The following is a 14,474-nucleotide window of genomic DNA, read 5'->3' as shown; positions in this document are numbered from 1 at the left end:
AGATGAGCACCAAGGACTACCTGGAAAAGGACTACTACGCCGTCCTTGGTGTGCCCAAGACCGCCACCGCCGATGAGATCAAGAAGGCGTACCGGAAGCTGGCCAGGCAGTACCACCCGGACACCAACCAGGGCGACGCCGCCAAGGAGACCAAGTTCAAGGAGGTCTCCGAGGCGTACGACATCCTGTCCGACGGCAAGCGCCGCAAGGAGTACGACGAGGCGCGCACGCTGTTCGGGTCCGGGGTGGGCGGTCAGCGCCCCGGCGGTGGCGGTTTCCCGTTCGACTTCGGCGACCTGTTCGGCGGAACCGCCGGCCAGCAGGGCGGGGGCGCCGGCGAGCGGCTCGGCGACCTGTTCGGCGGGCTGTTCAACCGGGGCGGGGCGGCGGGCTCCACCCGTACGACGAGCGCGACCAGGCCGCGCCGCGGCCAGGACGTCGAGTCCGAGGTCACGCTCTCGTTCACCGAGGCCGTCGAGGGCACCACGGTGTCGCTCAGGCTGACCAGCTCGGCCGCCTGCACCGCGTGCAGCGGCACCGGCGCCAAGGCGGGCACGACCCCCCGGGTCTGTCCCACCTGCGAGGGCACCGGCGCGGCCAGCCGCAACCTGGGCAACTTCGCCTTCTCCGAGCCCTGCCGCGACTGCAAGGGCCGCGGGCTGCTCGTGGACGACCCCTGCCCCGTGTGCGAGGGCAGCGGCCGGGCCAAGAGCACCCGTACGATCCAGGCCAGGATCCCCGCCGGCGTGGCCGACGGGCAGCGGGTCAAGCTCAAGGCCAAGGGCGCGCCGGGCGAGAACGGCGGCCCGGCCGGCGATCTCTACATCCTGACGCACGTCAAGCCGCACCACGTGTTCGGCAGGGCGGGCGACAACCTCACGATCACCGTCCCCGTGACGTTCACGGAGGCCGCGCTGGGCGCCGAGATCAAGGTGCCGATCCTCAAGGGCATGCCGGTGACCCTGCGCATCCCGGCGGGCACGCCCAACGGCCGCACGTTCCGCGTGCGGGGCAGAGGCGTCACCCGCAAGGACGGCACCAAGGGTGACCTGCTCGCCAGTGTCGAGGTGCTCGTCCCGAAGACGCTCGACGACAAGTCTCGCGAGCTCCTCAACGAGTTCAACACCGCGACCGTGGGCGACGACCCGCGGGCCGATCTCATTCAGCGAGCCAGAAGCGAGTAGCCGATGGACGCCAACTATTTCGACCTGTCCGACGACACGCCTGTTTATGTGATTTCGGTGGCCGCGCAGCTCTCCGGGCTCCATCCGCAGACGCTGCGCCAGTACGACCGGCTCGGCCTGGTCAGCCCCGGCCGCACCGCCGGGCGCGGCCGCCTCTACTCCACAAGAGACATCATCCAGCTCCGCGAGGTCCAGCGGCTCTCCCAGGAGGAGGGCATCAACCTCGCGGGCATCAAGCGGATTCTCGAGCTCGAGAACGAAGCTCTGCGGCTGCGTGAGGAGGTTCACCGCCTGCGCGCCGAGATGCGGATGGTCAGGGCGCTGATCCGCTACGAGCTGCCACCGGGGGCCTAGGTTATGGACTACAAGCTCACCCAGAAGAGCCAGGAAGCGCTCTCGGGTGCCATGCGGCGCGCCGCCGCCGAGGGCAACCCGGAGATCTCACCGGCCCATCTGCTCTCCACGCTGCTCTCCCAGACGGGCGGCACGGCCGTCCCGCTGCTCGAAGCGGTCGGCGCCGACTGGCGCACGCTGCGGGCACGCGTCGAGGAGCAGCTCGCGGCGCTGCCGAAGGCCCAGGGCGCGACAGTGGGCGCGCCTTCGAGCTCCCGGCAGCTCCTCACCGTCATGCACACCGCCGCCCAGCACGCCAACCGGCTCGAAGACCTCTACGTCTCGACCGAGCACCTGCTCGTCGGCCTGGCGGCCGACGGCGGCCCGATGGCCGAGCTGCTGAAGGCGCAGGGCGCGACCCCGCAGGCGCTGCTCGACGCCTTCGAGAAGGTACGCGGCCACGCCCGCGTCACCAGCGAGACGCCCGAGGACACCTACCAGGCGCTGGAGAAGTACGGCGTCGACCTCACCGAGCGGGCCCGCGGGGGCGGCCTCGACCCGGTGATCGGCCGCGACTCGGAGATCCGCCGCGTGGTCCAGGTGCTCAGCCGCCGCACCAAGAACAACCCCGTGCTGATCGGCGAGCCCGGCGTGGGCAAGACCGCCGTCGTCGAGGGCCTGGCCCAGCGCATCGTGGCCGGCGACGTACCCGAGTCGCTGCGCAACAAGCGGCTGATCTCGCTCGACCTGGGCGCGATGGTGGCCGGCGCGAAGTACCGCGGCGAGTTCGAGGAGCGGCTCAAGGCCGTGCTCTCCGAGATCAAGGAGAGCAACGGGCAGATCGTCACGTTCATCGACGAGCTGCACACCGTCGTCGGCGCGGGGGCCGCCGAGGGCGCCATGGACGCCGGCAACATGCTCAAGCCCATGCTGGCCCGCGGCGAGCTGCGCATGATCGGCGCGACCACGCTCGACGAATACCGCGAGCGCATCGAGAAGGACCCCGCGCTGGAGCGCCGCTTCCAGCAGGTCTACGTGGGCGAGCCCACGGTCGGCGACACGATCGCGATCCTGCGCGGGCTCAAGGGCCGCTACGAGGCCCACCACCAGGTGCAGATCGCCGACGGCGCCCTGGTGGCCGCCGCCGCCCTGTCCGACCGCTACATCACCAACCGCTTCCTCCCCGACAAGGCCATCGACCTGGTCGACGAGGCCGCCTCGCGGCTGCGCATGGAGATCGACTCCCGTCCCGTGGAGATCGACCAGCTCCAGCGGAACGTCGACCGGATGAAGATGGAGGAGCTGGCCCTGACGAAGGAGACCGACGAGGCGTCGGTCCAGCGGCTCGACCGCCTGCGCCAGGAGCTGGCCGACCGCCAGGAGGAGCTCAACGCGCTCGTCGGCCGCTGGGAGCACGAGAAGGCCGGGCTCAACAAGGTCGGCGAGCTGAAGAAGCAGCTCGACGAGGCCAGAGGCGCCGCCGAGCGGGCCCAGCGCGACGGCGACTTCGAGGCCGCCTCCCGGCTCATGTACGCCGACGTGCCCCGGCTGGAGCAGGCCCTCCAGGCCGCCTCCGACGCCGCGCCGCCGGAGAACGCCATGGTCAAGGAGGAGGTCGGCGCCGACGACATCGCCGAGGTCATCTCCTCCTGGACGGGCATCCCCGCCGGGCGCCTGCTGGAGGCGGAGACGGCCAAGCTGCTGCGCATGGAGGAGGAGCTGGGACGGCGCCTCATCGGCCAGCAGCAGGCCGTACAGGCCGTCTCCGACGCCGTACGCCGCAGCCGGGCCGGCATCGCCGACCCCGACCGTCCCACGGGCTCGTTCCTGTTCCTCGGCCCCACGGGGGTGGGCAAGACCGAGCTGGCCAAGGCGCTGGCGGAGTTCCTGTTCGACGACGAGCGGGCGATGACCCGCATCGACATGAGCGAGTACTCCGAGAAGCACAGCGTGGCCAGGCTCGTCGGCGCGCCTCCCGGCTACGTCGGCTACGAGGAGGGCGGCCAGCTCACCGAGGCCGTCCGGCGGCGGCCGTACACGGTGGTGCTGCTGGACGAGGTGGAGAAGGCGCACCCGGAGGTCTTCGACATCCTCCTCCAGGTGCTCGACGACGGACGGCTGACCGACGGCCAGGGCCGCACGGTCGACTTCCGCAACACGATCCTGATCCTGACCTCCAACATCGGCTCGCAGTTCCTGGTCGACCCGAAGCTGGAGAACGACGCCAAGCGCGAGGCCGTCATGGGGGCGGTGCGCGCTTCGTTCAAGCCGGAGTTCCTCAACCGGCTCGACGACGTCATCCTCTTCGACGCGCTCGGCTCCGAAGAGCTGGCCCAGATCGTCGACCTCCAGGTCGACCGCCTGGCCCGGCGCCTGTCCGACCGCCGGCTGACCCTGGAGGTCACCCCGGCCGCCCGCGAATGGCTCTCGCTCACCGGCTACGACCCCCTGTACGGCGCCCGTCCGCTGCGCCGCCTGGTCCAGTCGGCCATCGGCGACAAGCTGGCCAAGGCCGTCCTGTCCGGCGAGATCGCAGACGGCGACAAGGTCGAGGTGGAGCTCGGCGACGACGAGCTGGTCGTCCGGCGCGGCTGAGACCCGCGGCACCGGAGCCCGGGGATCCTCACGATCCCCGGGCTCCCGCATGTCATGGCAGGGTCATCCCGCGTCGCGGCGGGGTAAGGTTCCCGCCACCCTTCGCACAAGCCGCACGCGACCGGTCGGGCAGGTGACTACCTTCGGCGTTCGTCAGATCACCGATTCCGATCAGAGGGACATGCGGTGGCATCTCAGAAGATCCGAAGCATCCTGGCGGTGGCCGCTCTGACCGTGGGCGTCACCTGGCCGGTCGCCGGTCCTTCGGTGGCCGACACCTGCAGGCCGCGGTTCCAGGCGGTCGCCTCGTTCTGCGACGGCCGTACCAGCCTCCAGCTCAACGAGAACAAGACGAACGGCCACCGGGTCGTCACCGAAGAGGTCGGCAAGCTCGCCGTGGCCGCCGGGGCCATGGCCAGGCGGCTCGGTCTGACCGGTCTGGCCGCCGCCAGGTCCGCCATGGGACCGCTGGCCGACCTCGGGGGCGTCGGGGCGACGTGGGGCATGCCGTCGCTGACCAGCGTCTCGCCCGCGCTGTTCCCCATGGCCTCCGGCGAGAGCGGCATGCGGGACCTGGCGACGACGCTCCAGGTGCCCGCTCTGCCCGCGCTCCCCGCGTTGCCGCAGCCGCCCATCGCGGCCCGGGTGCCCGCCGAGATGACGGTCGGCGAGAAGCCGACCGCCCCCGCGTCGGCCCGCTCGGCGCGGTCGGCCGCGGAGGCTCGGCAGCCCGTACGGGAGGTCGGCGGCGACCTCATCTCGAACCTGCTGCCCAAGGCCGTGGAGGGCATCGAGGGCGCCTCCACGCTGCCCGGCGGCTACCCCGCGATCGACGGCTTCAGCCGCCTGCTGCCCGACCTCGACCTGCGCTGAGCCGAAGTGTCCGGGCGCGGGTCGTGCCTGCCGCGCCCGGCTTTCTCAACCGGAGGGGCCGCGTCACACACTGACGCGACCCCTCCGGCCCAGCTCCACAGGCACACGACGGGCAACGCGCCTGCTCCCGCACGGTTTTGCGGGCGCGCGACAAGCAGGGCCCCGCGCGGGGCCCGCCGGTCCGGCCCCTCGACTAGGAGACGAGCTCGTCGAGCTCGTCTTCCGGAAGGCCGAGGTCGACCCTGATCCGGTATCGCGTCCGCAGCAGCGCCACCTGCTCGGGGTCGCCCTCGTCACAGCCCAGCACCGCCTGGGTGGCCCATTCGAGGCCGCCCTGGAGATCGCCGTAGGCGACCAGGGTCTCCGCGATGGTGTGGGCGGTCGTCGTGGAGACGTCGCCCTCCGCGCGGATGGTCTCGATGAGCTCCCGGGCCTCGTCGGGCCTTTCGAGCTCGAAGAGGGTGTCGGCGATGCCGGCGCGCGCGTCGAAGCCCGCGTCGCCGCCGTCCTCCACGGCGCGCTGGAAACACTCCATCGCGCGTGCGGGCTGTCCCGCCGCTCGCCACTCCTCGGCGGCCAGGACGAGGATGGACGCCCTGGAGACGTCGCCGGACGAATAACCGAGCGCGACGTCGTAAAGCCGACTGGCCAAGGAACTGTGGTCGTCGGCCAGCAGGGCCTGCTCAAGCAGACGATCAAGGTGCTCTCGGGTCACATGCGCCACACCGCGAGACTACCGAGCCGCCAGGCGCTTTGCCCGGTCAATGCGCATCGCCGGTCACATGCAAATTCGGCAACGTCCCGTCAAAGACTGGTTACGCTGCGCGTGTCTGTGCAGGTCATAGGGCATATATCCGATGCTTTGCGTCTCGCGGGCGGAGGGGGCTGTAATGGGCATGTCCAAGCAGATGACCTTCACGCTGGCCTGTGCCGTCGTTCTCTCGGCCCTCGGGCCCGGTGTGGCCGGGTATCTGTCGGCCCGGTTCGAGGCCATCCAGACGGCCGAGCGCAACCTGCACGCGCTGGAGGCCAGGCTCGACGTCAGGCAGGCCCGGGACGTCCGGCCGGTGTCCTTCCCCCTGCCGTGCCTTCGTACGCCGTTGACGCCGCGCATCCAGCAGGTGCCCGCGACGGCGCTGGGCGACCGGGAGCTCATGAGACGCCTGCACCGGGAGGCGGAGGCCCTGGCGCCCGGGTCGTGGCAGCGGACCGAACCGGGCGCTCAGCGGCCGGTCATCGCCGGTACCGGCCGGTGATCCGGTCGATCACCTGTGCGTAGAGGTCGCCGCGCATCTCCTGGACGAGCGCTTCGAGCGGTGAGCGCCCTGGCACGCGGGCGACGGTCAGCTCCCTCAACGCCTCCCTCACCGGCTTCCTGACCGGCCCCCTCACCGACGCCCTGACCGGCGCTCGGACCGTAGCCTGCACCTGCGCCTTCACCTGGTCCTTCACCGGGGCCCTGACCGGCGCCTTCACCGGGACCGCCACCCGAGGGGCCACCCGGACGGCGCTCGGGCGGGCGGACCGCCGGACGCGGGCGCGCTCCCGATGGGCCCGCGCCCCGACGACGACCGCCGGACGCGCCACCGGACGCGCGGGCGCCTTCACGACGACCGCCGGACGCGCCACCGGACGCGCGGGCACCCCCGCGACGGCCTCCGGACGGGCGGGCGCCTCGACCTCGGCGGGCACGGCCGCGGGCGGGACGGCGCGGCAGGCGACCACGGGCCGCACGGTCATCACCGCCGGCTCCGTGTCGTCGGCGGCGTACCCGGCCGTGTAACCGATCATCCCGCTGGCGCCCACGGCCAGGACGAGCCCGAGCGTGGCGTAGGCCGGCCCACGCCTGCGACGGGGATCGAAGGGAGCACTGCGGTGGAAGGCGGACGGTGGAAGATCGGACATCTTCACCTCCCGAGACCTGTGACGGACAGTGAATGAAAGATCGCTCACTGCTGTCATGCCCAGATCTGCGTCAGCGTCCCACGTCGCCCTCGGTCAGCTCGTGCGGCGACCACGACCTGAGCTGGCGCGACAGAAACCCCCGCACCAGATGCTTGGCGGCGTCGATGATGTCCGGCGCGCCGGCGGGGTCGCGCCGGAAGGCCAGCTTGAGCACCGCGTCGCCGGCCTCGACGGCGACCAGCACGGCCAGGTCGAGCGTCTCGCTGTCGGCCAGCCCGAACCCCTTGAACAGCAGGCCGCGCAGCCTGCCCGCGATGACCGTGTTGTTCTCGGAGTCGGAGTCGAGCAGGTTGAGGTCGACGACGTCGCCGAAGTGCAGGCTCCTGAAGCCGGGGACCGTGCGGTGCATGTCGACGTACTCGTCGATGATCGCGTCGACGGCCTCCCACCAGCCGCGGTACTCCTCCTCCATGAACCGGCGGCCCACCCGCGCCACGAACTGCTCGACGTTGCGCCGGGTGAGCTCCTGGGTGATGGCCCGCTTGTCGGGGAAGAACTGGTAGACCGATCCGATCGCGACGCCTGCCCGCTCGGCTATGCGGGTGGTGGACAGGGCCTCGTAGCCGGTCTCGTCGAGGAGTTCGGCGCAGGCGTCGAGCATGCGCTCGACGCGCCGGGCGCTGCGGCGTTGGGCCGGCTGCCGCCGGAGAGCCTTGGGGTGGACGCAGTCATCATCCATTTGCGGCGAGGACACGGATTCATCTTCTCTCGTCGGCACGATCGTTACCTACTCATTTGCGGGATTTCTCGGACGGCTGCCGCGCCGCGTCGCCCATGGCGAAATCCACGACTCGGCATAACCGTATTTCCGCGCTGCTCGGCGGGCCGAATGTGCGCTGCGACGCAGGCCCGCGGGGCAGGGTGGACGTCCGTCCGGTCCGCTCGGTGTCCTCGGGGCGATGCTCCGGATAACGTCCCGCGGATCGCCGCCGATGGTGTGTTCGAGAAAGTTCCGGTGGGCGCGAGCGTCATATTGTTCGGCACACTATATTGCGAGACGATATTTTGCGAATATTCTTCAATTTGCGGGATATCGGCGACGGCTCTCCTCGGGGTGACCCGTCGAACCGTCCGGAGGGTGGATCGCTCAGGGGCGCGCGGCCAGCCCCGAGCACGAGCGCAGGGCCTTCCAGTCGTTCACGGCCTGGGTCTTGGCCGTGCCCGTCATGGGGACCGGGATGCCGCCCTGGATCGTGGCCGGGGTCCACTGGTCCTTGAGCACCTTGCGGCCGTTGATGGTCAGCGTCAGCACGCCCGTCCTGCCCGTGGTGCCCGGGGTCGAGTTGTAGAAGACGAAGTTGCCCATGCCGTAGCTGACGTAGGCGTCGTCCAGGTATCCGGCGCCGAGCAGGATGTGCGCGTGCCCGCCGACCACGACGTCGGCGCCCGCCGCGACCAGCTTGGGGGCGAGTGAGCGCTGGGCCTCGTTGGGGCATTTCTGCATCTCGGTGCCCCAGTGCAGGTGCACGATGACGGTGTCGGAGTTCTTGCGCGCCTGGCGTACGGCCTTCAGCAGGCTGGCCTCGTCCTTGGCCGAGGCCAGCCCGCCCTTGTCGGCCGTGGCCGTCCACGACTGGATGAACTCGGCGTCGAGCACCTGCGTCGCGCCGATGATCGACACCCGGTTGCCGTTCACGGTCTTACGGAAGGGTTTGTAGGCCTGCGCCGCGTTCGCGCCGATCCCCACGATCGGGAACTTGCTGCGCTTGATGGCCGCCAGGGAGTCGGTCAGGCCGCTCTCCATGTAGTCCATGCCGTGGTTGTTGGCCATGGAGGCGACGTCCACCCCGGCCGCCTTGAGCGCGGCGAACGCGGTCGCCGGCGCACGGAAGGTGAACTGCTTGCCCGGCGCGGGCGTCCCGGCCGTGGTGATGGCGGTCTCCAGGTTGACCATCGACAGGTCGGACTTGCGCAGGACGTTCGCGATGGGTCCGAGGGCGGTGCCCGGGTTGGCGAGCCTGCCGCGCAGGACGCCCTCGAAGTGCACGTCGCCGCCGAAGGAGATGGTGAAGGGCTTTCGTACGGGCTTCGGCTTCCGGCTCGGCGACTCGGCCGCCTGCTGGTCGACCTGCTTGCTCTGCGGCTCATTCTCGGGTGCCGACGAACATGCCGCGAGGGAGGCGGCGACGACCAGCACCGGCAGGACACGGGGGAGTCTCATCTACCGCCATTTCCACTCGATCCAGACTTTTCCGGATCGAGCATTCTATGGGCGGCAGATTAGGACTTGGTATCACCACTTCCCACCAACCATGCCAAAGCGGACCTGGTGGCGTCGTCCTGGGGGCTGTAGACGATCAGTCGCATCTCGGGCGCGGAGGAGGCGTTCAGGCTGGTCGTGCTGAAGCGGAGGGCGCCGACGACCTCGTGCTCGAAGTGCTTCACCCGGGGGCCGGGCTCGGCCACGTCCTGCCTGGCCCACATGCGGGCGAACTCGGCGCTCTCGGCGCTCAGCCGCCGGACGAAGTCCTGCCAGCAGGGGTCGTCGGAGTGCCGGCTGTAGGCGCCCCTGAAGACCGCGACCGCGCGCGGCAGCTCCGACTCACGGTTGACGAGCCTGGTCGGGACCGCGGTGTTGACGAAGGTCTGCCAGAGCGAGTTCCGCTCGCCGTCCGGGGCCTCGACGACGTGCGGGAACAGGGCGGCGTAGGAGGCGTTCCAGGCCAGCACGTCCGAACGGCTGTTGGTGACGGACGCGGGCATGTCGCCGAGCTGGTCGAGGATGCCCTGCATCTCGGCCGGTATGCGGCCGGCGTCGACGACGGCGGGCGCCTCGGCCTGGCCGGTGAGCCGGTAGAGGTGCTGGCGCTCGGCGTTGTCCAGCATGAGCGTACGGGCGACGGCGTCGAGCACCTGGCCGCTGACGTTGATCGGCCGGCCCTGCTCCAGCCACGTGTACCAGGTGACGCCCACCCCGGCGAGCTGGGCGACCTCCTCGCGGCGCAGCCCCGGCGTACGCCTGCGGGGGCCCGGCGCGAGGTCCACCATCTCGGGGGTGATGCGTGCCCGGCGGGTGCGGAGGAACGCCGCCAGATCCGTACGTCTTGCCTCGGTCACGGTCACACCTCCACTATGGGGGCATCGCCGCACACTTATCCAGGTGCCGCCAATACCAGTATAAAGGGACACTCGTTACTGGTACCAGGTACGCACAATAATGAAACACATGACCGAATCCGCCACTGTTTCCTCTCCTGTCCAGGCAACCCCACCGGACAGGGCCAAGGCCAGCGGTCTGCTCCTCGCAGTGATCCTCGTCGGGCAGTTCCTGGCCATCCTCAACGTCAACATCGTCAATGTGGCCACCCCGACCATCGAGGCGGACCTGCACTCCTCCGGCGCGGGGCTGCAGATGATCGTCGCCGGTTACACCATTGTCTATGCCGTCCTCTTGATCACCGGCGCCCGGATCGGCGACCTCTTCGGTTACCGCAATGCCTTCCTCGGCGGGCTGGCCCTGTTCACCGTCACCACGCTCGGCGCCGGCCTCGCGCCCTCGACGGGCTGGCTGATCGGCTTCCGCCTCGCCCAGGGCGCCGGCGCCGCCATGATGATGCCGCAGGTGCTGACCCTGATCCAGCGCAACTACCAGGGCGCGGCCCGGGGCCGGGCGATCGGCCTGTGGTCGCTGGTGATCAGCGGCGGCATCGTCGTCGGCCAGGCGCTCGGCGGCATTCTGCTCGGTTTCGGCGCCGGGTGGCGGGTGGTGTTCCTGGTGCTCGTGCCGGTGGCGGCCGTACTGCTCGGCATCGGGTTCCGCGCGTTGCCCGCCGACGAGGGCGGCGGCAGGACCGGGCTCGACCCGTGGGGCCTGGTGACGCTGTCGGCGGCCGTGCTGCTGTTCGTGGTGCCGCTGGTGCTCGGGCGTGACCTCGGCTGGCCGGTCTGGGGCTGGGTCTCGATGGGGCTCAGTGTCGTGATGTTCGTGGCGTTCGTCCGCGTTGAGCGCTGGGTGACCGGTCGTGGCGGGCGTCCGCTGGTGGACGCCAAGGTGCTGGCGGCGCCGGGCATGCGTCCCGGCCTGGCGATCCTGCTGTTCGGCCCGGCGACCTGGGGCGCGTTCCTGTTCACCTCGGCCCTGCACCTCCAGGGCGACCTGCACTTCTCCCCGCTCGGCTCGGGGATGATGATGGTGCCGTGCGCGCTCGCCTTCGGCATCGTCGGCCTGCTGTGGCCGCGCCTGCCCGCCGGGTTGCAGCGCCCGCTCGTCCCGGTCGGTTACGTGGTGGCCGCGCCGGCCTATCTCGGTCTCGGCCTCGCCGCCGACGGCGGCGTCGTCTACGCGATCATGAGCGCCCTCATCGGCGCCGGGCTCGGCGTGCAGGTGGCGGTGACCAACATGGCGACCGAGCAGGTGGACGGCGCCTACGCGGCGGACGCGAGCGGCGCGCTGCTCACCGTGATGCAGCTCGGCCAGGTCATCGGCGTCTCGACCGTGGGCACGCTGTTCATCTCACTGAGCCAGGGCCACGGCACCGTCTCGGCCTCCCTCATGGCCGCCGTCGCGATGGCCGGCCTGGCCGTACTGGCGGGCCTGAGCAGCCTCTTCCTCGTCCGCGCCCGCCGCTGACGCACTCTCCGGCGACGATCCCCTCACGGGACGCGGGCCCGTTCTTCCTCAAGCTGGTCGTCCGCCGCGCTCGGCCTGCCGCGCTGAACGCTGCGGCGGCGGCTGCGGACCGGCTCCGGTGGATACTCCGAGGTGAACCAGGCCGGTGGGCTCCGGCCGGGCCTCGTCATGGGCGGCCCTGAAGGTTGTGTCGTCAACTCGTCAGGGCCGCCTGATCACCCGGCTGCGGCCAAGGTCTGCAGGTCGAACTCCCCGTCGCGGACGCCGGCCGTGAAGGCGGCCCACTCGGACGGCGTGAAGACGAGCACGGGCCCGTCGTCCACCTTGCTGTCCCGCAGGGCGACGTTGCCGTCTCCCAGGGGGGCGACCTCGACACAAGAGGTCGCGCCGTTGCAGAAGGTGCTCTTCCGCCAGTTCTGGATCGTGCTGGTATGCATTTTCTCCCCAAAGGCTATAGACGGGCCCCATTGCCCGCCTCCTGGGACCGCGTGCTCTAGCGTCGCCACATCATGGCTTTGCGTTGGATGAGCACGCGGGATTCGTCCTCGTCGAGCGCCTCTGCCCACATGTGGTCAAAAGCGTTCTCATATCCGGCGACTCGTTCGAGATCGTCCACGAAGTGCGCAGTGTACAAGTGCTCCAGATAGACGACGTCGTCGAAGCCGGTGAATTTCAGGTGAATGAACGCCCCGGTATTGACCGGATGGAGCGAATCCAGCGGCAACACCCGGACGTTGACGTGCGGCAACGTGGAGACCTCGATGAGGTGCTCCATCTGCTCCCGCATGACCGAGGGCTCCCCGAAGCGCCGCATCAGCACCGCTTCGTCGAGCACCACGTTGAGGCGGCAGGGATCGGGCCGGTGCAGGACCCGTTGCTGCCGGTCGAGGCGGGCCTCGACGCGGCTGCGCACGCCGCTGTGCGTGATCCGGACGATTCCGCTCGCGGAGAGGATGACCTCTCGCGCGTAGTCCTCGGTCTGGAGGAGACCGGACACCAACTGGGGTTCCCAGTTGCGCTGAACCGTCGCCTCCGCCTCCAGCCCGAGAAGCCTGATGTACTCCTCGGGCAGGGAGTCTTCATAATCTTCCCACCACCCACGCTGCTCCGCATCTCGCAGCAGGCCGAAGAGTTCGTCAAGTCTGGCGGTGTCGAGGCTGTAGAGCTCGCCGAGCGCCTTGATGTCGGCCGCGCTGGGCATGGTCTTCGCGGCTTCGATGCGGCTGACCTTGCTCGCCGACCAGCCGAGCTCTCTCGCCGCGCGGGCCCCGGTGAACTTCCGTCGTTCGCGAAGAAGGCGCAACTCCTGGCCTAGGCGGAGCCTGCGCACTGTCGGACTGCCCTGCTGCGATGGCACCGTCCACTCTCCTTGTCGGGAATGAAGGCGTGGCGGGAACGGATCGTTTGGCAACCCGGTTTGTGGGCCGTTCACCCGATCTTACACTGCAACTTGCACGAACTCTGCCGCGCGGGGTTGCTCGAAGGCTTTCACGGAGAGAGCGTAGGAGCAAGGCAAGGCTTCACGTAGGTATAGAGGTGGGACGAGGATTTCGGTCGGCGCTGCGCCCCTTGCAACCCATGACAGAATCCGTGCAAGTTGCAGCGCAACTGGAACAGCAATCTGCGAAGAAACTTAAATCTTCCCTTGCTCGATGTATTGCAGCATCCCGGAACCCGGAGGACGATCGAGCCAGGAGGGTTCTCGACCGACGAGGGGAGGCCGGAATGACGAAACGGCCTCGCACGTCGGGCTCTCCGCTCACGATCGGGCGCCCGCGCGAGCGCCGCCTCACCGGCAACGGAGCCGTCCCGGATACGAATGTCCGCCCCAGGGAGGCCGCTTGCCGGAAGGACCGTCCCATCGTCTGAGAGAACGTCGCGACTGTCGCTCGTCTGAGCACGAAAAAAGAATGCCGGGCCGAGACCGGATCCGCGTTCACCGCATATGGGCTGCCACCCTGCGGCGGGACGGGACCCGACCTGCGACCCGGCGAAGAAGCCACCTCTGGAAATGCCGCGAAAGGGGTCTTCTATGTACTCACAAGGTACCAAGGGGATCGGCCGAATCAAGTCCCGGATCCGGGAATGCATCGCGTATGCCGACCGCGAGATCTGCATGGAGCCGGACGAGTTCGCCATCTACCGGGGCTGGACCGTCACCAGGACGGGCTTCGGCGCCCGCACCTACCGCGACCCACGCTTCGACCAGCTCACGGTGACGTCGCTGGTGCCCGAGGAGGTGTCCTGAGGTGTCGAGGAACCCGCGCAACCAGATCTACCCGGCCAACGAGGACCTCCCGGGCGCGGGCGGCGGCGGCCTGCTGGTACGGCTTTGGCGCGTCCGCAGCGAGGTCATGGTGCTGGGCGTGGTGGGGCTGTTCGTCCTGGCCCTGCTGGGGGCCACCCGGGACGGGCATTGGGTGCCGTTCGTCCTGCTCAGCAGCGCCGTCTCGGTGCCCGCCGCCACCAGGACGGGCCGCAACTGGGCCGTCGCCCACTTCTGGTGCGTGGTCTCCCGGCACCGCCTGCAGCGGGTCTGCCTGGAGACCACCATGCACACCCGAGCGGGCCGGATCCCGCTGGTGCTCTGGATCACGCCGTCGGCCAGGGGCGAGAAGGCGCTGGTCATGACCCGGGCGGGCATCTCGGCCGAGGAGTTCGAGGCGTACGCCGAGGAGATCGCGGCGGCCTGCTGGGCCAGGAGCGCCACCGTCCACAGGCACCGCGACCGGGCCCAGCTGCTGGTCGTGGAGATCGTCCGGCGGGACGAGCTGCCCGGCGTGACCGCTCCCGGGCTGGAACGCCTGTACGGCCGCCGCTCCTGGACGCCGCTCAGGTCCGACCTCAAGGAGCCGCCCGATCTGCGCACGCCACTGGCGTTGCCGCAAGTCAGCCGGTGATCCAGGAATACCGGGCATCTTCCTGAACCACGCCCCGGGGACCGCGGGGGCTCC

Annotated in this window: 14 protein-coding genes and 1 pseudogene; 8 read left to right on the top strand and 7 right to left on the bottom strand. The window is 69.9% G+C overall.

Features of this window, described 5'->3' with window-relative positions:
- Positions 1–2: 2 nt before the first annotated feature.
- The 4 genes and pseudogenes from dnaJ to ACWCSU_RS14165 all read left to right on the top strand — a co-directional run bounded on the left by dnaJ (position 3) and on the right by ACWCSU_RS14165 (position 4,985).
- Positions 3–1,184 (top strand): molecular chaperone DnaJ, encoded by a 1,182-nt coding sequence (dnaJ, locus tag ACWCSU_RS14180; protein WP_449935286.1) that lies wholly within the window; start codon positions 3–5, stop codon positions 1,182–1,184.
- Positions 1,185–1,187: 3 nt separating this feature from the next.
- Positions 1,188–1,511 (top strand): annotated as a pseudogene (locus tag ACWCSU_RS14175) (heat shock protein transcriptional repressor HspR); the annotation flags it as partial.
- 30 nt (positions 1,512–1,541) lie between these two features.
- Positions 1,542–4,112, top strand: coding sequence for an ATP-dependent chaperone ClpB (gene clpB / locus ACWCSU_RS14170; RefSeq protein WP_357692492.1), 2,571 nt, complete (start codon positions 1,542–1,544; stop codon positions 4,110–4,112).
- Positions 4,113–4,298: 186 nt separating this feature from the next.
- Entirely contained in the window at positions 4,299–4,985 is a 687-nt protein-coding gene (locus ACWCSU_RS14165; RefSeq protein WP_357692494.1) for a hypothetical protein, read from the top strand.
- A 193-nt stretch (positions 4,986–5,178) separates the two neighbouring features.
- On the opposite strand, the gene ACWCSU_RS14160 is transcribed toward ACWCSU_RS14165, so the two are convergent.
- A complete protein-coding gene (locus tag ACWCSU_RS14160; RefSeq protein WP_357692495.1) occupies positions 5,179–5,709 on the bottom strand; it encodes a tetratricopeptide repeat protein in 531 nt (176 codons plus the stop codon).
- Positions 5,710–5,881: 172 nt separating this feature from the next.
- Here ACWCSU_RS14160 and ACWCSU_RS14155 point away from each other — a divergent pair, with 172 nt between their 5' ends.
- Entirely contained in the window at positions 5,882–6,241 is a 360-nt protein-coding gene (locus tag ACWCSU_RS14155) for a hypothetical protein (protein WP_364082654.1), read from the top strand.
- Here the strand turns inward: ACWCSU_RS14155 and ACWCSU_RS14150 are convergent.
- From ACWCSU_RS14150 to ACWCSU_RS14135, 4 genes are all read right to left on the bottom strand, one after another.
- Positions 6,219–6,890 carry a hypothetical protein gene (locus ACWCSU_RS14150; protein WP_449935282.1) on the bottom strand — a complete coding sequence of 224 codons (672 nt, stop codon included), beginning with the start codon at positions 6,888–6,890 and terminating at the stop codon, positions 6,219–6,221. The two genes, ACWCSU_RS14155 and ACWCSU_RS14150, sit on opposite strands and share 23 nt — an antisense overlap.
- A 70-nt stretch (positions 6,891–6,960) precedes the next feature.
- Positions 6,961–7,551 (bottom strand): TetR/AcrR family transcriptional regulator, encoded by a 591-nt coding sequence (locus tag ACWCSU_RS14145; protein WP_397036540.1) that lies wholly within the window; start codon positions 7,549–7,551, stop codon positions 6,961–6,963.
- Between the two features lie 486 nt (positions 7,552–8,037).
- Positions 8,038–9,111: a CapA family protein gene (locus tag ACWCSU_RS14140; RefSeq protein ID WP_449935279.1), complete on the bottom strand. Its 1,074-nt coding sequence runs from the start codon at positions 9,109–9,111 to the stop codon at positions 8,038–8,040.
- Positions 9,112–9,170: 59 nt separating this feature from the next.
- Positions 9,171–10,007, bottom strand: a complete 837-nt coding sequence (locus tag ACWCSU_RS14135; protein ID WP_357692505.1) for a helix-turn-helix transcriptional regulator — start codon at positions 10,005–10,007, stop codon at positions 9,171–9,173.
- Between the two features lie 190 nt (positions 10,008–10,197).
- On the opposite strand from ACWCSU_RS14135, the gene ACWCSU_RS14130 reads away from it, so the two are divergent.
- Positions 10,198–11,520, top strand: a complete 1,323-nt coding sequence (locus tag ACWCSU_RS14130) for an MFS transporter (RefSeq protein WP_357692508.1) — start codon at positions 10,198–10,200, stop codon at positions 11,518–11,520.
- A gap of 215 nt (positions 11,521–11,735) precedes the next feature.
- Here the strand turns inward: ACWCSU_RS14130 and ACWCSU_RS14125 are convergent, their stop codons facing one another.
- A complete protein-coding gene (locus tag ACWCSU_RS14125) occupies positions 11,736–11,957 on the bottom strand; it encodes a DUF397 domain-containing protein (RefSeq protein WP_357692510.1) in 222 nt (73 codons plus the stop codon).
- Between the two features lie 56 nt (positions 11,958–12,013).
- Complete coding sequence (locus ACWCSU_RS14120) at positions 12,014–12,877, bottom strand: helix-turn-helix domain-containing protein (RefSeq protein WP_357692512.1); 864 nt, start codon at positions 12,875–12,877, stop codon at positions 12,014–12,016.
- 675 nt (positions 12,878–13,552) lie between these two features.
- Here ACWCSU_RS14120 and ACWCSU_RS14115 point away from each other — a divergent pair.
- The gene (locus ACWCSU_RS14115) at positions 13,553–13,768 is read left to right on the top strand and encodes a hypothetical protein (protein WP_357692514.1); all 216 of its coding nucleotides are present in this window, start codon (positions 13,553–13,555) and stop codon (positions 13,766–13,768) included.
- A gap of 1 nt (position 13,769) precedes the next feature.
- Positions 13,770–14,420 carry a hypothetical protein gene (locus ACWCSU_RS14110; RefSeq protein WP_449935274.1) on the top strand — a complete coding sequence of 217 codons (651 nt, stop codon included), beginning with the start codon at positions 13,770–13,772 and terminating at the stop codon, positions 14,418–14,420.
- The last annotated feature ends 54 nt before the right edge of the window (positions 14,421–14,474 follow it).

The sequence above is a fragment of the Nonomuraea sp. NPDC001699 genome (genome assembly GCF_053596455.1).
This window is presented reverse-complemented; position numbering and strand designations above follow the sequence as displayed.